Consider the following 24,579-nt stretch of genomic DNA (forward strand, 5'->3'; position numbering starts at 1 on the left):
TTAATTTGTAGAGTGTAACTTTATTAGCTCATATGTAACAACGGTTTTATTTTGCTCTAACTCAAGCTTTTTAATAACGCCCGTACCGACGCGTTCACCATTCTTTGTTTTATGAATACTAAGCGGAACCTCAAGAGGATATAAGCGGTAGCCTTTCTTTTCAATTTGAAATACATTATCTACTACTCGCTTCTCATTTCCTTTTGTAACAATCATCGTATTTAATTCTAGTGGCATTCCCATTCTTCTTACCTCCCTTTCTTTTCCTCTATTGTACAATGGTTTTTCTATGCTGGCATATCTTTTATTTTGTTTTCATCCATTCAGTTAAATTCTTGACTGTCTCTCGATTTTGCTTAGGAGGAAATGCATGAGGAAATTCATCAAAGTACCAGCTTTCTACAGGCTTTCTATGTTCCTTCAACATTTTCTCTAATTGATATGCATGCTCAATTGAAACGTTTGCATCTTCTTTTCCATGTATTAACAATACCGGTACATTCAGATTATGTGCGTGAGCTAGCGGTGAACGCCATTCATACCTGTCTGGATATTTTGAAGGTGTTCCACCAATAACCCTTTTCATCATACGTCTTAAATCTGTTCGCTCTTCATAGGTAAGAACCATATCCGTTACGCCTCCCCATAAAACAAGTGAACATGCTGCACTTTTTTCAATGGCAGTAAATAAAGCCATTACGCCTCCTCGTGAAAAACCAAATACATGAATTCGATTTTGATGAACTCGAGGGTGACTGACAAGCAAGTCATAGGCAGCAAAAGCATCATACCGATCATCTCCACCAAAATCTTCGTTACCTTCTCCTCCCTGATTCCCTCGATAAAATGGAGCCATAACAATGAACCCTTGAGATGCGAATTGGATTAGCCTCCCTGGCCTCACAGTGCCTATATTCTTTATACCTCCTCTTAAATATAAAAAACCATCATAGGTACCTTCTTCTTTTGGCTCCGCTAACATCCCCTTAATCTTTAAACCTTGACACATATACGTCACGATTGACAAAGAAATGCGTGGATTGGGAGATGGGAAAGGATATTGACTAATAATAGTTCCGTCCTTCATAAAAATCCTCCTTATCATTCAATCGTTTTTAACCAGGCATTCACACTATTTTATCCATTATCATACATTATTGTAGAAAAAGTCACGCTATCAGTCCTATTCCATGTATTAGCCTATAAATATGTTTCATCATAATTGATTTACAACCTTATTTTAACGTTAGGAGGAAATACCATGCGAAAACTAAAATGGCTGCTGTCCATCATTACTGTTTTTATTTTAACTTTCACTTTAATTGGCTGTGGTAAACAAGGTTCAATTGAAACTGTACGCGTAGGAGAGGTAACAAGATCCATCTTTTATGCTCCCCAATATGTAGCTATATCAAAAGGTTTTTTTGAAAAAGAAGGATTAAATGTAGAATTAAAAACTACGTGGGGCGGAGACAAAACAATGACTTCTCTTTTATCAGATGGCATAGATGTTGCATTAGTTGGCTCAGAAACCTCAATCTATGTAGCTGCACAAGGTTCTGATGATCCCATTATTAACTTTGCGCAACTCACGCAAACGGATGGGACGTTTCTAGTAGCACGTGAAAAAGTTGATAACTTTTCATGGGACCAGTTAAAAGGAAAAACATTCCTAGGACAGCGTAAGGGCGGCATGCCACAAATGGTTGGAGAGTACGTCTTAAAGGAACATAATATTGATCCTAAAAACGATTTAACACTTATTCAAAACATTGATTTCGCTAACGTTTCAAGTGCCTTTGCATCCGGAACTGGCGACTATGTCCAGTTATTTGAGCCAACGGCTAGCATTTTCGAAAAAGAAGGAAAAGGCTATATCGTAGCTTCTTTTGGTGAAGAATCAGGAAAAGTTCCTTATACCACGTTCATGTCAAAAAACAGCTTTTTGCAAGACAATCCAGAAACAGCTGAAAAATTCACAAGAGCCATCTATAATGCACAGCAGTGGGTTAATACGCATAGTGCAAAAGAAGTTGCTGAAGCAATTGCTCCTTATTTTGAAGACACATCAACCGATACAATTGAAATCGTTGTTGAGAGATATAAAGCCCAAAATTCATTTGCTACCAATCCAGTGTTAGATAAAGAAGAATGGGAAAACCTTCAGCGTATTATGGATGAAGCTGGTGAACTCCCTAAACGTATTGAGCATAAAACATTAGTCAACACCAAAATTGCAACTGATGTCATGGAGCAGTAACCATGTCAGGCCTGCAAATTACAAACGTCCACCACGTATATGTCACAATCAAATCAGCCACCACAGCTTTAGAAAACATCAACCTGTCAATTAAAGAAGGAGAATTTGTTTCTTTTCTAGGGCCTAGCGGATGTGGAAAAACGACACTTCTTTCTATCTTGGCTGGGTTAATTAAACCAACTTCAGGTGAAGTGAACATTAAAAACAAACTTGTTCAAGAGCCTACTGCAGAAGTTGGTTATATGCTTCAACAAGATTACCTGTTTCCTTGGAAGACGATAAAAGACAATATACTTCTTGGACTCACAATTCAGCGTAATCTCACAAAAGAGCATGAGCAGCGAGCATTAATGCTTCTAGAAGAAATGGGATTAAAAGGCGTTTCTGATTTTTTTCCACATCAATTATCTGGAGGAATGCGTCAACGTGTAGCACTTGTGAGAACACTCGCTACGAATCCGAGCATTCTACTTTTAGATGAACCATTTTCAGCTCTTGATTTTCAAACAAAGTTAAAGTTAGAAGAGCTTGTATCAAAAACGCTCATGACCTATGAAAAAACGGCGGTACTTGTTACGCATGATATTGGAGAAGCCATTGCGATGAGTAATCGAATCGTTTTATTTTCAGCCAACCCAGGAAGAATTGCTCGAATTTTTACTGTACCACCAATTCTTCAGACACTGTCTCCTTTTGAAGCTAGACAACACTCTGTGTATAACGACTTGTTCATGGAGATTTGGAAGGAGTTAGATCAACTTGAATCAGCCTCACAATCCTGATGTTTTACACCAACAATACAAAGCCGCAGTAAATAGCGAAAAGCGAATCATTCGTTTAGTTCAATTATTTATTTTCTTATCTTTTTTCGGAATATGGCAACTAGCTTCTTCATTCAAATGGATTGATCCTCTTATTTTCAGTTCTCCACTCCGAGTATGGAATTTATTTATTGAGAAAATAGGAGACGGTTCATTATTAGAACACATTGGTTTTACCTTGTTTGAAACTGTGCTTGGATTTATTATCGGAACGCTGTGTGGTATCATTTTAGCAACTTTGCTATGGTACTCCAATCGTTTAGCAAAGATTTTGGATCCCTATTTAGTTATCTTAAATGCTATGCCAAAGGTAGCTCTAGGACCGATTTTGATTGTAGCCATTGGACCTGGTTTCTTTTCCATTTTAACAATGGGCGCAATCATTTCCGTTATCATCACTGCTATTGTTGTCTACACAGCTTTTAAGGAAGTGGACCCAAACTATGTGAAATTACTACAAAGCTTTGGTGCTACTAAGCATGATTGTTTTAAACAAGCAATATTACCTTCTACAATGCCAGCAATTATTTCAACTTTTAAAGTGAATGTTGGTTTATCATGGGTAGGTGTAATTGTTGGAGAGTTTCTTGTGTCATCTAAAGGGCTTGGATATATGATCATTTATGGTTTCCAAGTGTTCAATTTTACTCTCGTTATTTTAAGCTTGTTGCTTATTGCTGTATTTGCAACTGGAATGTACCAAGGGATTTCCTATTTAGAGAAACGACTAACACGCCATTGATACTAATAAAGCCCTGTTGTCATGCATAACAGGGCTCTTTGTTTCTTATAAAAATGTACGCTTTACATGCTTCATCACGTACTGTAAAACATTATCTTTCATAATAAAACTGTATTTCGTATTTTTTTGAATTCCTTGTTCTGGAATTTCTTGAATAATGACCGGGCCTTTTGTTTCCATATAATCATCTTTTGGAACTAGATTTGAGACATTTGCAAAATAAATATTTTTTATAATTGTTTTTCCTTTACTAACTACTTTATACTGACCAATATACGAGAGGTTCTCTACCTCTCCACCTGTTTCTTCAAATACTTCTCGAACTGCCGCTTCCTCTGGAGTTTCCTCCAACTCCAACTTACCGCCCGGAAACTCCAATCCCCGCTTAGAATGATTAGTAAGCAACCATTGCCCTTTGTATCGACAAACAACCCAAACGTGACGAGGAGTTTTGGAAAACGGACTGCGTTCAAATGATAAAAAAACTTGATTATGGTATGCGTCCTTAAATGTGTACATCGTCTACTCAAACTCCATTTGATCTTTTTCCCTTATTTTATCACACATTTAAGTACTATCTCTTAGCTTTTCGAATAGAAGTAACCGATTTTCTATCAATATTCTCAGTAAAAGCCCTTAATAATCACAAATTGAAGCACTAGTTTTACAATTTTATTATTTTCAGGAAGGTAGAATTCCCATCGTACGAATATGAGCCTTTGCCTCTTCATCTCCGAGTTCATACAACATTTGATATAACTGAGTATTCATATCATCATAAGCATCATTTTGACGATCATGATGATACTCTAGATAAGGAATATGTGCTCGAAAAAAACCTTGCCAATCATCTGAATAACGTTGATCTAAGCGTTCTCGCAGTTGTTCTACTTCCAAATCTGTCGCACTTATTTTAAAGTTCCATTCCGATGCTGTACTTACTTGAGAAATCTCACCTGAACCGAGGGATACATAATACGTTTTTTTCATTGAAAGATATTCAGCTCCTTTATACTGACTTACCTTTCTTATTTGTATAATGGTTTCCTTTTATACTAATCATTTAATTTGATTTTTTAATTTTTCAATCGCCTGCTTAATAACGGTAGGCACAGGAAGACCTACTCGTCCAGCATTCTCTGTAATAGAAATCATTTCATTTAAAATATAGAATAATATCGTTACATCTCTGATAAAATGATTTTCCGGCCAAAATACTTGGTCCATGAAGTTAGCCATCATCACAAGAGCAAAAATAAAGACCTTTTTGGCAATGCCACGAAAGCCTACCTTACTAGATAAACTTTTATCAATAAATGCTGCAACTGTTCCAGTCACATAATCAACGGCTACCAATGCTACAAGAGCCATCAATAAATAATTCCATTCTCCGACTAAGAAAAAGATAAATGAACCTAAACTAGACACAGATAACAAGGATAGTTTGTACATATTCACTTTTCATCCTCTCAACTATTTACATAGTAGTACATACTATCATATGAAAAATAGTGAGAAATGTTCTTCATATATACTATCGTTTGTACACTTTTACGAAATAAAAAAACTTGCGAGAAGCTCGCAAGTTTTTACTTTCCTAAGAAAGAGTTTAGCATCCACATATGCTTTTCTAGACTTTGATGAATAGCAAGAAGCATATCTCCTGTTGTCTCATCATCGACTTCGCCGGCTACGTCCATACCTTGCTTTAACTCTGTTGTGAGCGTAGTGAAGTCTTTTACTAATTCTGATACCATATCTTTTGCTGTTTCGTTTCCGTGAGCTTCTTCAATTGCGCTCATTTCTAAAATTTCTTTCATTGTAGCAACCGGGCTACCACCTAAAGCTAATAAACGCTCTGCTAAGTCATCAATTACTGTTGCTGTCTCTGTATAAAGTTCTTCAAACTTTTCGTGCAATGTAAAGAACTGTTCGCCTTTTACATACCAATGATAATTATGTAACTTGATATACATCACGCTAAAGTTTGCTACTTGCTTATTTACGATTGTTGTTAATTCTTTAGACATAAGACCCACTCCTTAATGATTTCTACTTCAATTATCTCTAGTATAGTAGTACCCCTTTTTCCTTGATTAAAACATTTTTTTAGAAGTTTTTCGTACTCTTCCGCTATTGACGATGAACCATTTTTTTATTATCATTTTCACAAAACGAAATGATTACGATTTAAAGAGGTGGATACATTTGATTTACGATTGGATAATTATTGGAGGGGGCATTCAAGGGTCTACCCTTGCCAACTTTCTTTTAAAAGAAAAAAAGACCACAGTTGAACGTTTAGCTATTATAGATCCACATGAGGAGCCCTTAGCAAATTGGAAACACTGCACCGGTTTAATTGATATGCCTTATTTACGTTCTCCTTCTGTACATCATATTGATAGCTTGCCTTTTAGTCTACAAGAATTCAACAAAATCAAAGGTGAGACTAAGAATTTTTACGGGCGGTATAAACGTCCTTCCTTAGATTTGTTTAACGAGCACTGCCGCCACGTTATAGAAGATACAAGGTTAAATAAGTGTTGGCACCAAGGAAAGGTTATTCACGCTGAGCGTACAGGAAACCTCTGGACCATCCAAACCGAAATTGGACAAGCATTTACAAGTTATAATCTCGTTTTATCGGTAGGAATTGGAAATCAACTAGCAATTCCTCATTGGGCACAAGAAAATCCCAACGCTCAACATATTTTCGATCCAGCTTTACACAGCTTAGAAGAAGTAAAAAGTCCCGTTGCTGTAATTGGTGGAGGTATAACGGCCGTACATACTGCTGTTAAGCTATCTTCTCTTTATCCTGGGAACGTTACCCTTATTAAAAGACATCCGTTTCGCATTCACGATTTTGATAGTGATCCTGCATGGCTAGGTCCAAAAAAGCAGCATCCATTTCGACGTTTATCTAGCTACCGAAAGAGGCGTGAATTGATAAAAGAAGCTCGTCACAAAGGCTCGATTCCACAAGAATTATTTTTAAAAGTTAAACGTTTAACGGAAAAAGGCCATCTATCAATAGTAGATGGAGAAGTGGATTATTACGATAAAAATACGCTTCACCTTAAAGATGGTCTAACGATCGAAGTGAAACGTGTCATCTTAGCAACTGGCTTTGTTCAAACATTACCTGAAAAGCAGTGGCTTACACCGTTAATTGATGAGCATAAATTAAATTGCAGTGAATGTGGCTACCCTATTGTTTCTCACTCCCTGCAATGGGGACCTAATTTATATGTAACAGGAGCATTAGCTGAGCTAGAAGTGGGGCCGATTGCTAGGAATATTTCTGGTGCTAGACAAGCTGCGCAGCTTATTGTGAATAGTTTATAAAAATGGTCTAACACTAAGGATTGACATTATGGTTAAACAAAAAAACTCTAGCTCAAGTAGCTAGAGTTTTTTTGTTAACCGAATACCTTGGCTAACTCTTCTTTATCTTGACTTAACCAGAATTGCATTAAGCGTTTTGCTCCTTCTAAATCATGGAGCTTTGCTTGGCCGCACTGCTTTTCGTTGGCAGCTGGAATTTCTGTGATTGTAATTGCATCTTTTAATGTATCTTCTAAAAGATCAATAATTTCTTCTACTTTCGGTTCTCCGCTTACAACAAGATAATATCCTGTCTGACAACCCATCGGAGAAATATCAATAATATCAAAATGGTCATATTTCTCTACGTGAGTGCGAATGTTGAAAGCCAATAAATGCTCTAATGTATGAATAACATCAGGCTTCATTGCTTGTTTATTCGGCTGGCAGAAACGAATATCAAATTTATTAACAACGCCGTCACTACCTACCTTGTGTACACCACAATGTCTTACATAAGGGGCTTTTACAGCGTTATGATCTAATTCAAAACTTTCTACTGATGGCATGCTATCACTCCTTTTTTATTCTTACTACCTATCATACACTTAATTCCGATTTTTTTCATCAATTTAATATACTATATACCTGGTATTTGCATCCTGTGCTTTTCTTTCGATATATTTATAAAAAAGAATCTGTTTAGAAAGGTGTGATATCAGTGCTCGCTAAAATCATGCTGAGTATTATAAAGGTATACCAAAAAGTGATTTCGCCACTCACCCCTCCCACATGTCGCTTCTATCCAACATGCTCTCATTATGGAGTTGAAGCGATTAAGCGATTTGGGGCCTTTAAAGGCGGATGGCTAACGATAAAGCGAATTTCCAAGTGTCATCCTTTTCATCCAGGAGGTATGGATCCTGTTCCTGAAAAAGAACCTGTCAACAAAAATTAGCTATTTTGCTTTTCTTTCACATACTCGTATCCATCTACGATAACGTCTAGCTTTCCTGTGCCTGGATCAATAACAAGACCATGTACAGGAATATGCTTTGCAAATAAAGGATGATTACGAATTGTAGACGTCGTATGTTGGACTGTTTCTTCAACCGAATCGAACCCTTTTAACCAGCTTTTTAAATCAATTCCTGACTTTTCAATTGTATCAATTACTTCTTCTGAAATCCCTTGCTCTTTTACAGCTTCTAAAAATGAAATCGGCTCTAATTTCCCTGCCCCACAATCATGGTGGCCAATTACATATACTTCATCTGCTTGAAGTGCATATACAGCTACTAAAATACTTCTCATTACGCTTCCAAAAGGATGAGATACAAGTGCTCCTGCATTTTTTACAATCTTCACATCGCCGTTACGTAAGTTCATTGATTGAGGAAGTAATTCCACTAATCTTGTGTCCATACAAGACAAAATAACCATCTTTTTATCCGGTAACTTGCTTGTCTCATATTTGCGATATTCGTTATTTGCCACAAACTTCTCATTGTAATCTAGGATCTCGTTTAATAGATTCATGTTTTCTACTTCCTTTCCTATTTAAAAATTTTTTAATCGTTTCTCTTGTATTATACTAAAAATTTTTATATGATGTAACAGCATAAATCGTAATTATTCTTATTTAAAGGAAGGAAGGAAGAACAATATGAAACAAGTACCTGTTACAGTATTAAGTGGTTACCTAGGTTCAGGTAAAACAACTTTATTGAATTATATTTTAAAAAATAGAGACGGACTTAAAGTAGCAGTCATCGTTAATGATATGAGCGAGGTAAATATTGATGCCGACTTAGTAAAGCAAGGTGGCTTTTCTCGTACTGAAGAAACATTAGTTGAAATGCAAAATGGATGCATTTGCTGTACGCTACGAGACGATTTAATGAAAGAAGTTGAACGTCTTGTTGATAAAGGGAATATTGATTATATCGTGATTGAATCTTCTGGAATTAGTGAGCCAATCCCCGTGGCCCAAACGTTTACTTATATCGATGAAGAGCTTGGGATTGATTTAACAAAAAAATGTTCTTTGGATACAATGGTTACAGTCGTAGATGGCAATCGATTTTGGGAAGATTTTTCATCAGGTGAAAGCTTATTGGATCGCAAAGAAGGCAATGATGAACATGATACGCGTGAAGTTGTTGACTTACTCATTGACCAAATTGAGTTTGCAAATGTCATTCTTCTGAACAAAGTCGACTTACTGACTGAAGAAGATGCAAAAGAGCTGGAGTTAGTATTAAAAAAGCTGAACCCTGAAGCTAAAATTATTCAAACAATTAAAAGTGTGATCGACCTGAAAGAAATTCTAAATACTGGCCTATTTGACTTTGAAAAAGCAAGCCAAGCGGCTGGTTGGATTAAGGAGTTAAATACAGATCACCACACTCCAGAAACAGAAGAGTTTGGTATTTCTTCTTTTGTTTACAGACGAAACCGTCCGTTTCATCCAGAACGGTTAATGACATGGCTTGAGAATTGGCCAGTTGATATTGTCCGAGCAAAAGGCTTTTTCTGGTTAGCTTCACGAAATGATATGGCAGGACTGCTCTCGCAAGCAGGAACATCGATTATGATTCAAGGTGCAGGCGAATGGGTAGCAGCATATTCAGAAGCTGAAAAACAACAGACATTAAAGGAAGAGCCCGAACTTCTCGAAAAGTGGGATGATACATTTGGTGACCGCACAAATGAGTTAGTCTTTATTGGATTAGAAATGAATGAAGAAGAAATCATCTCAACGCTTGACCACTGCTTACTTACTGATTTAGAAATGCAGCAAGATTGGTCGACTTTCCGCGACCCTCTACCTAAGTTCACAGTTCAGTCATAAATTTATAGTTTTCAAATCGTAACTATTACGATATAATGACATAGGTCATTGTTCGTAACTAGTAATCGAAAGGAGAATTATATATATGAAAGTTAAAGCTACATTTATGGCATTAGCGTTAGGGACAGCAACATTTTTAGCTGGATGCGGTGCTGATAATTCAAATGAACAAACAAGCGGTAAAGACGATAAATTAACGGTTTATACTACTATTTTTCCACTGCAAGATTTCACTAAGAAAATTGGTGGAGAGGAAGTGAATGTTGAAAGTGTGCTCCCTCCTGGAGTAGATGCTCACTCTTACGAACCAACAACAAAAGATATGGTGGAAATTGCGAAAGGTGATGCTTTCATTTACTCCGGCATTGGATTAGAAGGCTTTGCTGATAAAGCACAGGATACATTAAAAAATGAAGATGTTACTATGGTGGAAGCAGCTAAAGGTATTGAACTAGCTGAAAGCACGCATGCTCATGAAGACGAACATGCTCATGAAGACGAGCACGCCCATGAAGACGAGCATGCCCATGAAGACGAGCACGCCCATGAAGATGAGCACGCCCATGAAGACGAGCATGCCCATGAAGATGAGCACGCCCATGATCATGGAGATACGGATCCACATATCTGGTTGGACCCAGTACTATCAATTCAATTAGCTGAAAACATTAAGAATGAATTAGTAGAACTAAAACCAGACTCAAAAGAAGAGTTTGAAAAAAATTATGAAGACTTAAAGGCTCAGCTAGAAGAACTTGACCAAAAGCTAGAAACAACTATTTCTGAAGGAAAGCATAAAGAAATTTTAGTTTCCCACGCTGCATATGGATACTGGGAAAAGCGTTACGGATTGACTCAAATTAGCGTTGCAGGCTTGTCTCCAACAAATGAGCCATCACAAAAGCAGCTACAGTCTATTATTAAAGAAGCAAATGAGCATAACATTAAGTACTTTATTTTCGATCAAAACTTAGAGCCTAAAGTATCTAAGCTTGTTCAAAAAGAAGTAGGTGCAGAAGCTCTTACCCTTCACAACCTGGAGTCTGCTACAAAAGATGATGTAGCGAACAAAGAAGATTACTTCTCAATTATGGATAAAAACATTGAAACGCTAAAAAAAGCTCTAAACTAACTACAAACAAAAATAACTAGCCAACTGGCTAGTTATTTTTGTTTCATATTATATTTTTGCATGAAGCGCTCTGCACGTCCACCTTTATCAGCAAATTTCTGTCTGCCCGTATAAAAAGGGTGCGTATCAGAACTTACCTCTACTTTAATCAATGGGTATGTTTGACCATCTTCCCATTCAACAGTCTCTGACGTATTCATCGTAGAACCTGATAGAAACTTAAATCCGCTATTGGTATCCATAAACACTACTTTTCTGTATTCTGGATGAATATTTGGTTTCATATTATAATCCTCTCCTTTAATGAGATATATATCTATTATATCGTAATGATTCTTATTTTCAAGTATTCTGTTTCGAAAATTTATTAATGAATAAATCGTGGTAAAAAGTGGACAATAAGGCTTATCAATACTTGATTGGAAAGGTTGTATTTCAATGGAACATTTAGTAACTGCTCGTTCGATGTTTGGTATGACCATGGGAGTTCATATTATTTTTGCCACGCTAGGCGTAGGAATTCCCTTAATGATTTTATTAGCAGAACTTCTCTATCAGCGCACGAAAGACAAAGATTATGAGCTAATGGCAAAGCGTTGGACAAAAGGTGCCGCGATTTTATTAGGCGTTGCTATCCCAACTGGAACCATCGCTGGAGTACAGTTAGCTTTATTGTGGCCTGGTTTTATGGAGGTTGTAGGGAAAGTTATGTCATTACCTTTTCAAATTGAAATCTATGCATTTTTTATTGAAGCACTATTTTTGTCTATCTATGTGTATGCAGCTGATCGAATTTCGCGAACAATGCGAATTGTAAGCCTTATCCTTGTAGCCATTGGAGCTGTGGCGTCAGCTGTGTTAATTACAAACGTCCACGCTTTTGAAGGAACTCCGGCTGGATTTCGTATTGTAAATGGTGAAATTACAGATGTTGACCCATGGGGAGCTTTCTTTAACCCAAGCTTTATTACAACAGCTGGACATGTTGCTGTTTCTGCTTATGCAACTGGGGCATTTGTCATTGCATCCATCGCTGCATTTAAAATGCTTCGCTCTCGAAAAGAGCCTCGGCTTTATCGCTTCCATCAAAAAGCTTTAATGATGGGACTAATTGTTGGAGGTATATTTTCATTTTTAACAGCGCTAAACGGGCATGAATCTGCGCAGCTTCTTTATGAATATCAGCCAGAAAAGCTCGCAGGAGCAGAAGGTTTATTTGAAACAACTGACTACGCACCGCTTACTATCGGTGGATTTACAGATCGCGAAACTCAAACGGTCAAATGGGGCATTGAGATTCCATGGGCACTAAGCTTTTTAGCAGATGATCGCTTTGATACGGTTGTTGCAGGCCTCAATGATTTTCCAGAAGAATATTGGCCTCCTCTTTTCATCCATACTCTTTTTAACGGTATGGTAGGAATCGGCTCGCTGCTTATTTTACTATCTATTCTAGGAATTGCTTGGTATAAGTTTATGAAAAAACGTGGTTTTCCAAAGTGGTTAATGTGGGCATTCGTTATTTCTGGTCCTTTGGCTATTCTATCAGTAGAATTCGGGTGGATTTTTGCATGTACAGGTCGACAGCCTTGGGTGATTTATCGAATTATGAAGACTTCTGAATCCGTTACTACCTCTGCTAATTTAGAATTTTTATTTGCTCTATTTTTAATTGTATACGCTATACTCGTTGTTGCTGTTTCACTTGTTCTTATTTATTACTTCAAGCGTAATCCCTTGGAAAAAGAGCTTGCAGATATGAACTAAAAGGATGTGGAATTGATATGGGTGATTCACTACTTGCCATCACAGTCATTTGGGGATTTATTTTTATTTATGCTGTTATGGGAACAATGGACTTTGGAGCGGGATTCTGGTCAATGATTTATATTAATCGTGAAAAAACAAATGCTACAAATATCGCTAACCGCTACCTCTCTCCAACTTGGGAAGTAACTAATGTATTCATCGTTGCAATTGTAGTTGGTTTATTTAGCTTCTTTCCTGGCGCTACGTTTACGCTTGGAACGGTTCTATTAATTCCGGGAAGTATTATTCTATTGCTTTTGGCACTTAGAAGTGGTTTCCTTGTATTTTCACATTATACCAAGGGCGCTCGTCATCAAAAGGCTCTTGTTTATATTTCTGGCATATCAGGCGTATTGATTCCAGCATTTTTAATTGCTGTTTTACCAATTAGCCAAGGCGGTTACATCGATACCATTGATGGAGTTGAAAAACTAAACTTAATCAAAGTATTTACTAGTCCAAACGTATATGCTTTTATCGGGTTTGCTGTCAGCTCTTCGTTATTTCTATCATCTTTACTTTTAGCTGATTACTCCAAGTCGTCAGATGAAATGGAAGCATATGAAGTATATAGAAGAGATGCACTTATCACAGGTCCCATTTCACTTGTTATGGCTATTCTCATTATGGTGACACTGCGTATGGAAGCTACCTGGCTTTATAATAATATGATGGAATACAGGCCTATTTTATTTGTTTCATTGTTTTTATTTTTAGTCGCTGGAGGCGCGCTTTTACTTCCATCCTCAAAGGGAAAAGGAATGCCAAGATTAGCGGTTGTTGCAATCGTTCTTCAATATTTTTTAGCAAGCTATGTATATGGAAGAGGTCATTTACCATATGTTATTTATCCAAATGTAACAATTGAAACTGGATTTACTCATCCTGATGCTTTTCGCTCGTTATTTATAACATATATCGTAGGATTTGCTATTTTATTCCCCGGATTCTATTATTTCTGGCGCTTGTTTATGAAAGACAATCGAAAGTATGTTGGAAAGAAGCCATATTAAAAAAGAAGTAAAGAACGGTTCACCTGTTCTTTACTTCTTTTTTATCTCTTTAACAATACTGCACGCATAAGCTTTACACTTTTCTACATCTTCTCCATATGGAGCAAGCTCTACTTTTAACCCCGCCGTCATTAACGAGCCACCTTGACTCTGCACTTTCTCTTCCAATAAATCTACGGCTCCGCAAAAGATATCATAGGACATATCACCTGAACCGAATACCGCTACCTTCTTTTGAGAAAAATCAATATCATCCATTTCGTCATAGAAATCTAAAAACTCATCAGGTAACTCACCATCTCCCCATGTATATGATCCTAAAATGATATGATCAAAATTTCTTATATCTTCTGGTGTTAAGTCAAATACTTCGAGACGATGTACAGCTAACTTCTCTTCTATTAATACTTCTTCAATCACATCTGCTATTGCTTCTGTGTTGCCAGACATACTTGCATAGGCTAATAATACTTCTTTCACTTTTAAAAAAACCTACCTTTTTATATCAACATTGTTAATTTCTCAGCTTGAATATCTGAACCTGTACTGCATTCGAATCGAAGTGGACAGTTTCTACACTCTTCTATTGAAGCAGTTTTTTGAAAGAACTTTGGTTCTTCCAGTATATCTTTCATCATTTTTAACTTTCTAATTGATTGCGAATAATCTTCAGGTTCAATATGAACAGTTTCTCTCCGCCCTGTTAGCAGCGAATAAAAATGAATAGCTTTTGGTACTCTATTGAATGCATGCTTTGTAAAAACAACGATAAAAGCTGTCATCATTTCTTTTACTTCTAATTGATCATCAAGTAGAAACTTTGTGACTTCATAAGAGGAGCCTGACCAATACGCAGCATCAATCAGCAAGGATATATTTGTTTCTAACTCCGGAACGTATACCCCATATTTCTCATAAACAAATAATGGAGTATCATCTTGCCACTCACTCATAAGAAAAGCTAATAAGTAGTCACTGACAGATGCTAACACTTCATAATAATGAATTTGTGATTGAAAAAGGTCCGGTGAAAGCTTAGACCAGTACTTTTCAATCAATTTTAAAATTAGATAGGAAGACCTTTCATAAGGAGCTTTCAGATAATATTCTTTGACAACCTTATGAACGGTTACCCCTACGAAATCTCGCCAATCAGCCAATTGTTGTTTACGATCTCTTAGCTGTCTCTGATAAAATTTATAAGGACATTGAATAAATTCTTCAATATGATGACTGGCCAAGGTTTTAATTTGAACTTTTAACTGCATTCTGTCACCACGCTTTATACACTCACATGTTGTTTTCTTCTTATGATACTTGTTCAATCACTTTGCGAATCGCGCTCCATGAATGCTTAACAAAATAAATTGGCTTTTGCTGTTTCTTCGCTTTCTCTTTAATCACCTTCGCCATGTTGTGGTTAATAAAATCTGTAATCACAAGTACAAAACCAATATGATCTGGGATTTCTCGCTTCACCATATTACTCTTTCTTCCATCAAGATGAATAATTTCGTTAAATCCTTCGCCTGCTAACCGATCTGTAATATGCTTTAAACGATCTCCTCCAACAACCATAACTGATGACATTTCTTTCTCCTCCTGTACGATAAAATTAGGTTTATTTAAAATCTTAACGATGATTTAATCTTGTTTGCTATATACATAGAATAATTGAGAATGATTCTCTTTGTCAATTGTTAATTGATAAAAATTCTCAATTAATTTTCCAATCTCTCGATTATAACAATAATGAAAATTGACCATACTACATATATCACGCGTATAAAGGAGGGGATTACATGTCACAAAACATTCTTTGTGAAGTGAATAACTGTCATTATTGGAAGCAAGGCAACCACTGTGGAGCAGACGAAATTTACGTAGTCAGCCATGCTGGTAAAAAGGCTTCTAATAGCCGTGAAACAGACTGTAAAACATTTAAACCTGAAGATATTTAAATTGGTTATCCTAAGACAAACTTTGTTCTCTTACTAATTAATAAAAAAAGGACAACCACGTGGGTTGTCCTTTTTCATATCAACGAAAGTGAAGGTAATATATGAATACAAATCAACTTGTTCATTTTTTTAAAACGGAAGCTGTTAAAGCCAATAAACAAACGTTCCCTATTTATGTGCAATCATTTGCTCATTTATGGCAACATGAATGTGGAACACTGGAAAACATTCCACCTGAAATTGATCTACTTATTACCACTCGTGCTCTTGAGCTAGGTCTTGTTTCGACACAGGTAGCTGACTAAAACTGGTTTAGAATTTTAGTCAGCTGTTTTATTTTACAAATCATCAAACCCATTTACATCTGATGCTTTTGTATATTGTCTTGATTTTTGTTCAAAGAAGTCTGTCTTACCAAGGTCAACTTCCTGATACGCAACAATCCAACGTAGTGGATTCTCAATTGGTGCATCAGGAAACGCTACGCGCCCAAAGCCCATTTGATTACAGCGTTTATTCGCCATATACTCGATGTATTGACGAATATCTTTCATCGTAATTCCATCAAACTTCTCACCGATGACTGACTCAGCCCATTCAATTTCAAGCTGAGCAGCTTGTCTAAATGTTGAAGTAACAAACTCTTCAAGCTCAGCCGTACGCTGTTCAGGATTTTCATTTAAGACTTCTTTAAAGATTTTTTCAAATAATCCTACATGAAGCTGCTCATCACGGTTAATATAGTTAATCATTGTAGATGTGGCAACCATTTTTTGATTACGTGCTAAGTTGTAGAAAAATGCAAAGCCACTATAGAAAAACAGGCCTTCTAAAATAACATCATATACAATGGACTTTAAAAAGTTTTCAACCGTTGCATCTTCGGCAAATGCTTTATAACCATTTGTTACAAAGTCATTGCGTGCACGAAGTTTTTCATCCGTACGCCAATATTCAAATACTTCATCTTGCTTAGCTTTTGGCACTAAGCTCGATAATACATATGAATAAGAGTGATTATGAACAACTTCCTGCTGAGCTAAAATAATCATCAGCGCATTGATTGAAGAATCTGTAACATAATCAGCCACTTTACTCGCATAATCTGACTGAATGCTGTCTAATAAAGCCAACAGACCAATAATCTTTAAAAAGCTCTCCTGCTCATCCGCTGTAAGCTGCGGAAACTGCTTGATGTCCTGTCCCATATTAATTTCAAACGGCGTCCAGAAATTAGCTAACATGCGTTTATACTTTGGAAACGCCCACGAAAATCGGACATCATCCCAATTTAAAATGTTTGAGGTTTCACCATTAATAATCCCCGTTGAGCGGTTCGGGGCATTTTCATTCATAATCTCACGTTTCTTTAGACTGTTCGTCAACAAAATCGGCTCCTTTCTTAGCTATGGCAGCTTTCACACTCATCAATTACTTCGCTAGACGTAGAGCGAACATAATACGTTGTTTTTAACTTTTCTTTCCATGCAGTCATGTGCAAATCTAGTAAGTCTTTTGCACGAATATCATTTTGAACATAAATGTTAAACGAGATAGATTGGTCAATATGACGCTGACGCTTTGCGTTTTGCTTAATGCTCCAATGTTGGTCAATTAAATAAACAGACTTATAATACCAATTGGTTTCCGGTGACAAATCCGGAGCTGTAACCGGAATTTTATAGTTTTTCTTCTCTTCTGAATAGAACTTACGGAAGATCGGGTCAATACTCGCAGTAGATCCAGCAATAATAGAAGTAGATGAATTTGGAGCCACAGCCATTAAATATCCGTTTCGAATTCCTTTTTCTTTTACAAGCGCCTGTAGGTCATTCCACTGACTACTGTTGTAACCACGTGTTGTAAAATAAGCTCCTGTTTCCCAATCAGACCCTTCAAATAGAGGGTACGCTCCTTTTTCTTCTGCAAGCTCCATGCTTGATTGAATCGTTAGGTAAGCAATTTTTTCATACAGCTCATCGCAATATTGAACCGCTTCTTCTGTTTCCCAAGCAATCTTTTGTAGAGCTAATAGATGGTTCCACCCAAACGTACCCAAGCCGATAGCACGATAGCGCTGGTTTGTTAGTTTTGCCTGTAAAACTGGTAGATTATTCAGTTCAATTACGTTATCTAACATGCGAACTTGAATAGGTACAAGGCGTTCAAGCACATTTTCCGTTACTGCACGCGCTAAGTTAATAGACGATAAATTACAAACTACAAAGTCACCTGGTTGTTTTGTAATAACAATTTTTCCGTCTTCGGTAACTTCTTCAACTACTGTTGTCATGCTTTGATTTTGCGTAATTTCTGTACATAAATTACTGCAATAAATCATGCCTTCATGACGGTTTTGGTTAGCGCGGTTTACTGTATCACGATAGAACATATATGGTGTTCCTGTTTCTAATTGTGAAATCATAATTCGTTTAAAAATTTCAATCGCAGGCACTTTTTCTCTTGATAGAGCTTCATTTTCAATGCATTCACGATAACGATTTCTAAAGGAGCCGCTGCCTTCTTCTTCATCATAGAAGTCTTCTAGTGAATACCCCATTACCGTACGAACTTCATGCGGATCGAACAAATACCAGTCTTCACGTTTTTCAACGGCTTCCATAAATAAATCAGGCAGGCAAACGCCAGTAAATAAGTCATGTGTACGCTGACGCTCGTCTCCATTGTTTAAACGTGCATCTAAGAAAGAAAAAATATCCTTGTGCCACACGTCTAAATATACAGCAATCGCCCCTTGGCGTTGGCCTAGTTGATCAACACTAACAGCTGTGTTATTAAGCTGTTTCATCCAAGGAATTGTTCCTGATGATACACCTTTAAACCCTTTTATATCGCTGCCTCGGCTACGGATATGACCCAGATACACGCCAATCCCACCACCGTTTTTACTCAATGTTGCTAAGTCCGTATTGCTATCATAGATACCTCGTAAACTATCATCGACCGTATCAATGAAACAGCTTGATAGCTGTCCATAGCTTTTCCCTGCGTTTGCTAATGTCGGTGTTGCTACTGTCATATAAAGATTAGAAAGTGCCCAGTATGACTCTTTTACCAACGCTAAGCGATTTTCTTTCTTTTCATTTGCCATCAGCGTCATAGCAATAATTAAAAAGCGTTCCTGTGGTAGCTCATATACACGCTTATCATGTGATGTTGCTAAGTATCGGTCAGCTAATGTTAACAGACCAATATACGTAAATAAGCTATCTTTTGTATAATCAATGGCTAAGCCTAGCTCATTGATTTCCTCCACAGAGTATGTATCCAGAAGCTGTTTATTATAAATCCCGATGTCTGTAAGTTCTTTAATTAGTTGGTAAAATAATCCATATCTTTCACCTTGATCATATTTTCTATTAACTGCAGCTTTGCGATATAGCTCTTGTAAGTAGATATGAGCTGCTACATATGTCCAATCCGGCTCATCCATAGAAATTCGCTCAAGTGCTGCTAAAATAAACACGTTTGCTATTTTTTCATCCGTCATATTCTCTTTCGCAGCAACTGTTTCCACTACCTTTTCCTCATACCCTGAAAAATCAAGTTGTGGAAATTTTTCACCAAGTAATTTCATATCATAATTTACTTTTTCAAGTTTATTTAAATCTGTTGTATTAATCATAAGAATAAGTTCCTCCTTTTTCTCCAGCATAAAAAAATCGCTCACCTGACGCAGTGAGCGAATAGAACGAAGATAAAAGAAGACGAAATGTCTTTTCTCAATCCTCGCTCTATCCTCTCACCTCCCGAAGAAGATAAAACGTCATAAAAAAGGCAGGTCTCCTGACTTATGCTTCGCTTTACTCTAAGGCCTTCCCATGATTGTTATTCACAGTGGCTATTCCTTATTTCATCAGCATTCACAGTTGCGGGGACAGTTTTGGATTTGCACCAAATTCCCTTTTAAGTCTTTTATCAGACACCTTTTTTACTGGAAAACACAAAATATAGTATATGAAGTTTTAATTAAAAACAAGATGTTGTGTTATAAACACATTATAAGGGACAACTTACAGAACTACAATATTTTTTTCAAAATAAATTTCCGCTCATTTTCCCTTCCCTTACTTGACATACCCTTCTACGCCTTTATTTAATAAGGTTTCTTGCATACATATAAAAAAGAAATTTTTAAAAGTTTTGTTATGTATTAGCAACTAGCTATTATAAACAGCTTCATTTTTCATCAAACTATTCCATCATAACATGTTTTTTCGGATTGGTTATACTATTTGATTTGTGAAATTTAATCAAACTTTTTTTCACCTGATAGATAGCTTTTATATAAACGATAAGAAAGCAGGCTCTTCAGAAGAAATCCCAATAAAAAAATCCACTTTTAAAGTGGATTTATATCACTCATATATTTTTTGATAGGTGGAAACTTTATTTAAAAACACTCTATCAATCTGATAGCCAATACCAGGTTCTTTTGGCACATGAATTAACCCGTTATTTACTTCTACTTCTGGGAGAATGACATCCTTGTTCCAATAACGTGCAGAAGCTGAAATATCCCCAGGGATGGTGAAGTGTTCTAATGAAGCAAGTGCAATATTATGAGCTCTTGATATACCGGATTCAAGCATTCCTCCGACCCATAGTCGCACATTACTTTTCTGGCACAAATCATGAATCCGCTTTGCTTCTGTTAAACCACCTACTCGTCCAACCTTTACGTTAATAACTTGACAACTTCCTAACTCAATTGCTTTTCTAGCATCATCGTAAGACACAATACTTTCATCTAAACAAATGGGTGTACGCAGATGCTTTTGCAAATGGCGGTGATCAATAATATCACTAGAATTTAAAGGCTGTTCAATCATCATGAGATCAAACTCGTCTAGCTTTTGAAGCAACTTCAAATCATCTAAGGAGTAAGCAGAGTTTGCATCTACCATCAGTGGAAGTTTGGGATAATGCTTTCTAATTTGCTTAATAAGATCGTAATCCGTTCCGGGCTTAATCTTCACTTTAAAACGTTTATATCCAGCTTTCAAATGTTGATCTATTCTATGAATCATTCGATGAATATTATCCAGCCCAACTACTACGCCTGCTTCTACAGCTTCTTTTGTGCCCCCAAGAGCTTGAGATAGCGACTGATTGTTCTTCTTAGCAAATAAATCCCAAACCGCGCAATCTACCGCTGCTTTACTCATATGGTTTCGCTTAATAGGATTAAATAGTTCCTGCAAATCTAAAGGCGTGCTTAATCGCTTACCAATTAAAGCAGGGAGCAAAAAATCATTGAGCATATGAAAGCACGTTTTAATAGTTTCTTCTGTATACCAAGGGGTCGAAAATGCTACCACTTCTCCCCACCCTACTTCACCATTTATATCTTCTACTTCTAAAAGCAGTAGCTCTCGATTTGTCACAGTTCCATAACTAGTTGAAAACGGTGATAACAGGTTCAATTCAATAGCATGAATAGTTGCTTTATGAATCTGAATCATAGCTGGTGCCCCTGTTCTATAAGTTTAGGTAATTTTCGTCTAACAATTTTATTGGACGCTGTCCTTGGCAGTTCATCTACAATAAAATAATACTTTGGTATTTTATAATTAGCTAACATTGCCTGACAATGTATATGCAACTCTTCTTTTTTTATTGGCGATGTGACTACTAAAAAAGCTGCTGGAACTTGTCCCCACTGTTTATCAGGCACTCCTGTAACACCGACTTCCACAATAAGTGGATGCTTTAATAAAGTGCTCTCAATTTCCGCTGGATAGATGTTTTCTCCACCTGAAATAATTAAATCTGATCTTCTATCTAGTACGTATAAAAACCCATCTTCATCAAGCTTACCAATATCTCCTGTATATAACCAACCATCTTTTATCGCTTTGGCTGTTTCTTCTGGCTTATTGAGGTACCCAGGCGTTACGTTAGGGCCTTTCACAACGATTTCACCTTCTAGACCATTCGTTACTTCTTTACCGCTAGCATTTACAATTTTAAGCTGGCAAGGCATCAGGGGCTTTCCTGCAGATCCAAGTTTTTGGATGCTGTCTTCTGGAGCTAACGTTACACACTGAGAAGAAGTTTCTGTCATCCCATATGTTTGGTAAACAGGAATTCCTTTCTCCATACAGTCATCCAAGAGACCTCTTGGCACAGGACCTCCTCCTGTTAACATGCAACGAAATGATTCCGGATATTTTCTTTCACCTAGCTCCTTTAACATCTGGGTTAGCATTGATGTTACGACCGACATAATGGTTACACCTTTTGTTTCGATAGCAGCGTTTGCTTCTATAGCTTCAAACCTTGAGTGTAGTACAATTCTCATGCCGTAAATAACACTTCTCATTAAAATAGAAAAGCCGCTAATGTGAAATAAAGGCACCGCAACGAGCCAGCAGTCATTTGCCTGGAGTCCAAGATTTAGTGATGATCCAGTAGCACTCCACCAATGATTCCCATAAGACTGCATAACTCCTTTTGGATTACCTGTCGTACCTGACGTATACATAATTGTATATGTATCGTTTAAGTCATACTGAGATTGAAGCACAATTTCTTGTTCATATCGCTGGGTAAGTTCTTGCAGTTGAATTAGTTCTGTTCCTGAAATTAGTATAGTTTCTTCATAACTCTCATCGGCAACAAGAAAACTTGCTTTTGCATCACTACATTGATATTGAATCTCTTGCTGCTTTAAGCGCGTATTGAGTAATAGAGCTTTTGCTCCTATGTAAGCTAAAGCATGAATCAATTCAATATACTCTATTCGATTTCTCATATAGATAGCAACTGTATGCCCTTTTTTTATACCATAGCTCGCTAATTGAAAAGCTCGCTTCACTACTCGTTTATGCAGCTGAAAAAATGTAATTGATTCCGATTCTAAGTCAATGGCAATTCGGTTAGGTGTGACTTTTGCTCGTTGACTTAACCAATTAGGTAAAAAATTCATGCTTCTATTCTCCTTTCCATAGAAAAAACAGCTTGATGAGTGTCATCAAGCTGTTTTGAGCATTATGGGAAACGTGGGAACTGTTTGAAGTCTGGGTTACGCTTTTCTTTGAATGCGTCACGACCCTCTTTTGCTTCATCAGTTGTGTAATATAAAAGCGTAGCGTCTCCAGCAAATTGCTGTATACCAGCTAATCCATCTGTATCAGCATTAAATGCAGCTTTTAAGAAACGTAGAGCTGTTGGGCTCTTTTCTAACATTTCTTCACACCACTTAATTGTTTCTGCTTCTAACTCTTCTAATGGTACAACAGTGTTAACAAGTCCCATTTCAAGTGCTTCTTGTGCGTTGTATTGACGGCATAGATACCAAATTTCACGCGCTTTTTTATGACCAACAATACGCGCTAAATAGCCTGAACCATAGCCAGCATCAAAGCTTCCAACTTTTGGACCTGTTTGGCCAAAAATTGCATTATCCGCTGCAATTGTTAAGTCACATACGATATGTAAAACGTGACCTCCACCAATTGCGTATCCTGAAACCATCGCAACAACTGGCTTTGGAATAACGCGAATTAAACGCTGTAAGTCTAATACGTTTAAGCGAGGAATTTCGTCTTCACCTACATAACCACCATGTCCGCGTACTTTTTGGTCTCCACCAGAACAAAATGCTTTGTCTCCAGCACCTGCTAGTACAATTACACCAACGCTTGAATCATCACGCGCATATGCAAAAGCATCAATTAATTCCATTACCGTTTTTGGACGGAAAGCATTTCTTACTTCTGGACGGTTAATTGTAATTTTTGCAATTCCATTATATGTTTCATACAAAATATCTTCATAATTACGTTGAGATACCCATTCAACTGTCATCTTTCTTCCTCCTCATGTTCTGATAAAAACTCACTTACTATTTTACCAAAAATTCTTGGTTGTTCCACATGAATTGCATGGCCGGCATTTAAAACAACTTTATGCCTACAAAATTTGAGCTGATTAGACATCTTTTTTGCAATTTCACAAAATTTCCGATCCTGCTCACCTGTGATTAAAAGGACTGGAAAAAGCAAATCATTTAACCTTTCCCAATAAGATTCTTGCACTCCTGTTCCCATACCTAATAGGCTATTTCCCAAACCACGTTCTGATTGAGCTAACCTTTCTTGTCGAACTAGCGCTTGATCCTGTACAGACATTCGTTTTTGAGTTTCAAACATAGGAATGTTTTCCCAATAATCAACAAACTTAACAATACCTTGGTTCTTAATAAACACAGCTAATTTTTCATCTGCAGCTTGCCTTGCAATTTTTTCTGCCTCTGTCTTTAGACCAGGTGACCCACTTTCCATAATAAGTGCTTTTACTCGCTCCGGAAAGTGACAGGATAACGCCAGTGCTAGACGTGCTCCCATTGAATAACCCAGGACAACGGCTTTTTCAATATGGAGTTGGTCAAACAACCCTACAATGACGTTCATCATCTGTTCCATTGTATATAGAGAAACTGTTTTCGGAGAATCCGTTTTCCCGTGACCAATAATGTCGATTGTAATAACCTGATAATAACGTGCCCAAGACTTTGCAAATGTACTCCAAGTTTGAGAAGAGCCTGTAAAACCATGCAATAATAACAGAGGCATTCCCTTCCCTTGCACTTCAACATGGTACGAAACACCTTCATATTTATAATGCATCTC

Annotated in this window: 29 protein-coding genes and 1 riboswitch; of the genes, 11 read left to right on the forward strand and 18 right to left on the reverse strand. The window is 37.0% G+C overall.

Annotation, left to right across the window (positions count from 1 at the left end; genetic code table 11):
• Together NIZ91_19005 and NIZ91_19010 are read right to left on the reverse strand one after the other, a co-directional pair.
• Positions 1-243, reverse strand: coding sequence for a DUF2584 domain-containing protein (locus NIZ91_19005; protein ID USY54791.1), 243 nt, complete (start codon positions 241-243; stop codon positions 1-3).
• A 61-nt stretch (positions 244-304) separates the two neighbouring features.
• A complete protein-coding gene (locus NIZ91_19010; protein ID USY54792.1) occupies positions 305-1,087 on the reverse strand; it encodes a prolyl oligopeptidase family serine peptidase in 783 nt (260 codons plus the stop codon).
• Positions 1,088-1,261: 174 nt separating this feature from the next.
• On the opposite strand from NIZ91_19010, the gene NIZ91_19015 reads away from it, so the two are divergent.
• Genes NIZ91_19015 through NIZ91_19025 form a run of 3 tightly spaced genes read left to right on the forward strand, consistent with a single transcriptional unit; the run spans position 1,262 to position 3,823 of the window.
• Positions 1,262-2,260 (forward strand): ABC transporter substrate-binding protein, encoded by a 999-nt coding sequence (locus NIZ91_19015; protein USY54793.1) that lies wholly within the window; start codon positions 1,262-1,264, stop codon positions 2,258-2,260.
• A 2-nt stretch (positions 2,261-2,262) separates the two neighbouring features.
• On the forward strand, positions 2,263-3,042 hold the full coding sequence (locus NIZ91_19020; GenBank protein USY54794.1) for an ABC transporter ATP-binding protein: 780 nt from the start codon (positions 2,263-2,265) through the stop codon (positions 3,040-3,042).
• Positions 3,020-3,823 (forward strand): ABC transporter permease, encoded by an 804-nt coding sequence (locus NIZ91_19025; GenBank protein USY54795.1) that lies wholly within the window; start codon positions 3,020-3,022, stop codon positions 3,821-3,823. Before NIZ91_19020 ends, NIZ91_19025 begins: the two co-directional genes overlap by 23 nt.
• Positions 3,824-3,868: 45 nt before the next feature.
• Here NIZ91_19025 and ytkD read toward each other — a convergent pair whose 3' ends face one another.
• From ytkD to NIZ91_19045, 4 genes are all read right to left on the reverse strand, one after another.
• Entirely contained in the window at positions 3,869-4,342 is a 474-nt protein-coding gene (ytkD, locus tag NIZ91_19030; protein USY54796.1) for a nucleoside triphosphatase YtkD, read from the reverse strand.
• A gap of 162 nt (positions 4,343-4,504) precedes the next feature.
• Positions 4,505-4,813, reverse strand: a complete 309-nt coding sequence (locus NIZ91_19035; GenBank protein ID USY54797.1) for a hydrolase — start codon at positions 4,811-4,813, stop codon at positions 4,505-4,507.
• Positions 4,814-4,882: 69 nt separating this feature from the next.
• A complete protein-coding gene (locus NIZ91_19040) occupies positions 4,883-5,275 on the reverse strand; it encodes a phage holin family protein (GenBank protein ID USY54798.1) in 393 nt (130 codons plus the stop codon).
• 137 nt (positions 5,276-5,412) lie between these two features.
• Positions 5,413-5,853, reverse strand: coding sequence for a DNA starvation/stationary phase protection protein (locus NIZ91_19045; GenBank protein ID USY54799.1), 441 nt, complete (start codon positions 5,851-5,853; stop codon positions 5,413-5,415).
• 181 nt (positions 5,854-6,034) lie between these two features.
• On the opposite strand from NIZ91_19045, the gene NIZ91_19050 reads away from it, so the two are divergent.
• A complete protein-coding gene (locus NIZ91_19050) occupies positions 6,035-7,174 on the forward strand; it encodes a lysine N(6)-hydroxylase/L-ornithine N(5)-oxygenase family protein (GenBank protein USY57234.1) in 1,140 nt (379 codons plus the stop codon).
• A gap of 74 nt (positions 7,175-7,248) precedes the next feature.
• Here the strand turns inward: NIZ91_19050 and NIZ91_19055 are convergent, their stop codons facing one another.
• The gene (locus NIZ91_19055) at positions 7,249-7,722 is read right to left on the reverse strand and encodes an S-ribosylhomocysteine lyase (GenBank protein ID USY54800.1); all 474 of its coding nucleotides are present in this window, start codon (positions 7,720-7,722) and stop codon (positions 7,249-7,251) included.
• Positions 7,723-7,889: 167 nt separating this feature from the next.
• Here NIZ91_19055 and yidD point away from each other — a divergent pair, with 167 nt between their 5' ends.
• Complete coding sequence (yidD, locus tag NIZ91_19060; protein ID USY57235.1) at positions 7,890-8,111, forward strand: membrane protein insertion efficiency factor YidD; 222 nt, start codon at positions 7,890-7,892, stop codon at positions 8,109-8,111.
• On the opposite strand, the gene NIZ91_19065 is transcribed toward yidD, so the two are convergent.
• Complete coding sequence (locus tag NIZ91_19065; GenBank protein ID USY54801.1) at positions 8,108-8,692, reverse strand: carbonic anhydrase; 585 nt, start codon at positions 8,690-8,692, stop codon at positions 8,108-8,110. The two genes, yidD and NIZ91_19065, sit on opposite strands and share 4 nt — an antisense overlap.
• A 127-nt stretch (positions 8,693-8,819) precedes the next feature.
• Between NIZ91_19065 and NIZ91_19070 the strand changes: the two genes are divergently transcribed.
• Positions 8,820-10,007, forward strand: coding sequence for a GTP-binding protein (locus NIZ91_19070; GenBank protein USY54802.1), 1,188 nt, complete (start codon positions 8,820-8,822; stop codon positions 10,005-10,007).
• A gap of 85 nt (positions 10,008-10,092) precedes the next feature.
• A complete protein-coding gene (locus tag NIZ91_19075; GenBank protein USY54803.1) occupies positions 10,093-11,139 on the forward strand; it encodes a zinc ABC transporter substrate-binding protein in 1,047 nt (348 codons plus the stop codon).
• Between the two features lie 32 nt (positions 11,140-11,171).
• Here the strand turns inward: NIZ91_19075 and NIZ91_19080 are convergent, their stop codons facing one another.
• Entirely contained in the window at positions 11,172-11,423 is a 252-nt protein-coding gene (locus tag NIZ91_19080; protein USY54804.1) for a type B 50S ribosomal protein L31, read from the reverse strand.
• 154 nt (positions 11,424-11,577) lie between these two features.
• Between NIZ91_19080 and NIZ91_19085 the strand changes: the two genes are divergently transcribed.
• Both NIZ91_19085 and NIZ91_19090 read left to right on the forward strand, forming a co-directional pair.
• Positions 11,578-12,906 carry a cytochrome ubiquinol oxidase subunit I gene (locus NIZ91_19085; GenBank protein ID USY54805.1) on the forward strand — a complete coding sequence of 443 codons (1,329 nt, stop codon included), beginning with the start codon at positions 11,578-11,580 and terminating at the stop codon, positions 12,904-12,906.
• 17 nt (positions 12,907-12,923) lie between these two features.
• Positions 12,924-13,961 carry a cytochrome d ubiquinol oxidase subunit II gene (locus NIZ91_19090; GenBank protein USY54806.1) on the forward strand — a complete coding sequence of 346 codons (1,038 nt, stop codon included), beginning with the start codon at positions 12,924-12,926 and terminating at the stop codon, positions 13,959-13,961.
• Positions 13,962-13,991: 30 nt separating this feature from the next.
• Here NIZ91_19090 and NIZ91_19095 read toward each other — a convergent pair whose 3' ends face one another.
• Genes NIZ91_19095 through NIZ91_19105 form a run of 3 tightly spaced genes read right to left on the reverse strand, consistent with a single transcriptional unit; the run spans position 13,992 to position 15,551 of the window.
• Entirely contained in the window at positions 13,992-14,441 is a 450-nt protein-coding gene (locus tag NIZ91_19095) for a flavodoxin (GenBank protein ID USY54807.1), read from the reverse strand.
• Positions 14,442-14,461: 20 nt separating this feature from the next.
• Positions 14,462-15,229, reverse strand: coding sequence for a PD-(D/E)XK nuclease family protein (locus tag NIZ91_19100; protein ID USY54808.1), 768 nt, complete (start codon positions 15,227-15,229; stop codon positions 14,462-14,464).
• Positions 15,230-15,269: 40 nt separating this feature from the next.
• Complete coding sequence (locus NIZ91_19105) at positions 15,270-15,551, reverse strand: DUF2325 domain-containing protein (protein ID USY54809.1); 282 nt, start codon at positions 15,549-15,551, stop codon at positions 15,270-15,272.
• Between the two features lie 212 nt (positions 15,552-15,763).
• On the opposite strand from NIZ91_19105, the gene NIZ91_19110 reads away from it, so the two are divergent.
• Positions 15,764-15,922, forward strand: coding sequence for a DUF1540 domain-containing protein (locus tag NIZ91_19110; protein ID USY54810.1), 159 nt, complete (start codon positions 15,764-15,766; stop codon positions 15,920-15,922).
• Positions 15,923-16,023: 101 nt separating this feature from the next.
• Complete coding sequence (locus tag NIZ91_19115) at positions 16,024-16,227, forward strand: hypothetical protein (protein ID USY54811.1); 204 nt, start codon at positions 16,024-16,026, stop codon at positions 16,225-16,227.
• A 33-nt stretch (positions 16,228-16,260) separates the two neighbouring features.
• Here NIZ91_19115 and NIZ91_19120 read toward each other — a convergent pair whose 3' ends face one another.
• The 6 genes from NIZ91_19120 to menH form a co-directional block, all read right to left on the reverse strand.
• Complete coding sequence (locus NIZ91_19120; protein USY54812.1) at positions 16,261-17,307, reverse strand: ribonucleotide-diphosphate reductase subunit beta; 1,047 nt, start codon at positions 17,305-17,307, stop codon at positions 16,261-16,263.
• Positions 17,308-17,324: 17 nt separating this feature from the next.
• Positions 17,325-19,520, reverse strand: coding sequence for a ribonucleoside-diphosphate reductase subunit alpha (locus tag NIZ91_19125; protein USY57236.1), 2,196 nt, complete (start codon positions 19,518-19,520; stop codon positions 17,325-17,327).
• A gap of 181 nt (positions 19,521-19,701) precedes the next feature.
• Positions 19,702-19,888: riboswitch (cobalamin riboswitch) on the reverse strand.
• Positions 19,889-20,301: 413 nt separating this feature from the next.
• On the reverse strand, positions 20,302-21,408 hold the full coding sequence (menC, locus tag NIZ91_19130) for an o-succinylbenzoate synthase (protein USY54813.1): 1,107 nt from the start codon (positions 21,406-21,408) through the stop codon (positions 20,302-20,304).
• Positions 21,405-22,874, reverse strand: a complete 1,470-nt coding sequence (locus NIZ91_19135) for an o-succinylbenzoate--CoA ligase (GenBank protein USY54814.1) — start codon at positions 22,872-22,874, stop codon at positions 21,405-21,407. The genes menC and NIZ91_19135 overlap by 4 nt, the downstream gene beginning before the upstream one ends.
• A gap of 62 nt (positions 22,875-22,936) precedes the next feature.
• On the reverse strand, positions 22,937-23,755 hold the full coding sequence (gene menB / locus NIZ91_19140) for a 1,4-dihydroxy-2-naphthoyl-CoA synthase (GenBank protein ID USY54815.1): 819 nt from the start codon (positions 23,753-23,755) through the stop codon (positions 22,937-22,939).
• Entirely contained in the window at positions 23,752-24,576 is an 825-nt protein-coding gene (menH, locus tag NIZ91_19145; protein USY54816.1) for a 2-succinyl-6-hydroxy-2,4-cyclohexadiene-1-carboxylate synthase, read from the reverse strand. Before menH ends, menB begins: the two co-directional genes overlap by 4 nt.
• Positions 24,577-24,579: the final 3 nt, after the last annotated feature.

Origin of the sequence: Bacillus sp. 1780r2a1, from assembly GCA_024134725.1 — a bacterium.
In the GTDB taxonomy this organism is placed as follows: Bacteria; Bacillota; Bacilli; order Bacillales; family Bacillaceae_H; genus Priestia; species Priestia aryabhattai_A.

Coding starts and splice junctions, on each gene's coding strand:
- NIZ91_19115 (USY54811.1), top strand. CDS start 16,024: ATGAATACAAATCAACTTGTTCATTTTTTTAAAACGGAAGCTGTTAAA.
- NIZ91_19010 (USY54792.1), bottom strand. CDS start 1,087: ATGAAGGACGGAACTATTATTAGTCAATATCCTTTCCCATCTCCCAAT.
- NIZ91_19110 (USY54810.1), top strand. CDS start 15,764: ATGTCACAAAACATTCTTTGTGAAGTGAATAACTGTCATTATTGGAAG.
- NIZ91_19080 (USY54804.1), bottom strand. CDS start 11,423: ATGAAACCAAATATTCATCCAGAATACAGAAAAGTAGTGTTTATGGAT.
- yidD (USY57235.1), top strand. CDS start 7,890: ATGCTGAGTATTATAAAGGTATACCAAAAAGTGATTTCGCCACTCACC.
- NIZ91_19135 (USY54814.1), bottom strand. CDS start 22,874: ATGAATTTTTTACCTAATTGGTTAAGTCAACGAGCAAAAGTCACACCT.
- NIZ91_19105 (USY54809.1), bottom strand. CDS start 15,551: ATGTCATCAGTTATGGTTGTTGGAGGAGATCGTTTAAAGCATATTACA.
- NIZ91_19085 (USY54805.1), top strand. CDS start 11,578: ATGGAACATTTAGTAACTGCTCGTTCGATGTTTGGTATGACCATGGGA.
- NIZ91_19075 (USY54803.1), top strand. CDS start 10,093: ATGAAAGTTAAAGCTACATTTATGGCATTAGCGTTAGGGACAGCAACA.
- NIZ91_19100 (USY54808.1), bottom strand. CDS start 15,229: ATGCAGTTAAAAGTTCAAATTAAAACCTTGGCCAGTCATCATATTGAA.
- ytkD (USY54796.1), bottom strand. CDS start 4,342: ATGTACACATTTAAGGACGCATACCATAATCAAGTTTTTTTATCATTT.
- menC (USY54813.1), bottom strand. CDS start 21,408: ATGATTCAGATTCATAAAGCAACTATTCATGCTATTGAATTGAACCTG.
- NIZ91_19125 (USY57236.1), bottom strand. CDS start 19,520: ATGAAATTACTTGGTGAAAAATTTCCACAACTTGATTTTTCAGGGTAT.
- NIZ91_19020 (USY54794.1), top strand. CDS start 2,263: ATGTCAGGCCTGCAAATTACAAACGTCCACCACGTATATGTCACAATC.
- NIZ91_19040 (USY54798.1), bottom strand. CDS start 5,275: ATGTACAAACTATCCTTGTTATCTGTGTCTAGTTTAGGTTCATTTATC.
- NIZ91_19055 (USY54800.1), bottom strand. CDS start 7,722: ATGCCATCAGTAGAAAGTTTTGAATTAGATCATAACGCTGTAAAAGCC.
- menH (USY54816.1), bottom strand. CDS start 24,576: ATGCATTATAAATATGAAGGTGTTTCGTACCATGTTGAAGTGCAAGGG.
- NIZ91_19005 (USY54791.1), bottom strand. CDS start 243: ATGGGAATGCCACTAGAATTAAATACGATGATTGTTACAAAAGGAAAT.
- NIZ91_19090 (USY54806.1), top strand. CDS start 12,924: ATGGGTGATTCACTACTTGCCATCACAGTCATTTGGGGATTTATTTTT.
- menB (USY54815.1), bottom strand. CDS start 23,755: ATGACAGTTGAATGGGTATCTCAACGTAATTATGAAGATATTTTGTAT.
- NIZ91_19045 (USY54799.1), bottom strand. CDS start 5,853: ATGTCTAAAGAATTAACAACAATCGTAAATAAGCAAGTAGCAAACTTT.
- NIZ91_19065 (USY54801.1), bottom strand. CDS start 8,692: ATGAATCTATTAAACGAGATCCTAGATTACAATGAGAAGTTTGTGGCA.
- NIZ91_19015 (USY54793.1), top strand. CDS start 1,262: ATGCGAAAACTAAAATGGCTGCTGTCCATCATTACTGTTTTTATTTTA.
- NIZ91_19070 (USY54802.1), top strand. CDS start 8,820: ATGAAACAAGTACCTGTTACAGTATTAAGTGGTTACCTAGGTTCAGGT.
- NIZ91_19035 (USY54797.1), bottom strand. CDS start 4,813: ATGAAAAAAACGTATTATGTATCCCTCGGTTCAGGTGAGATTTCTCAA.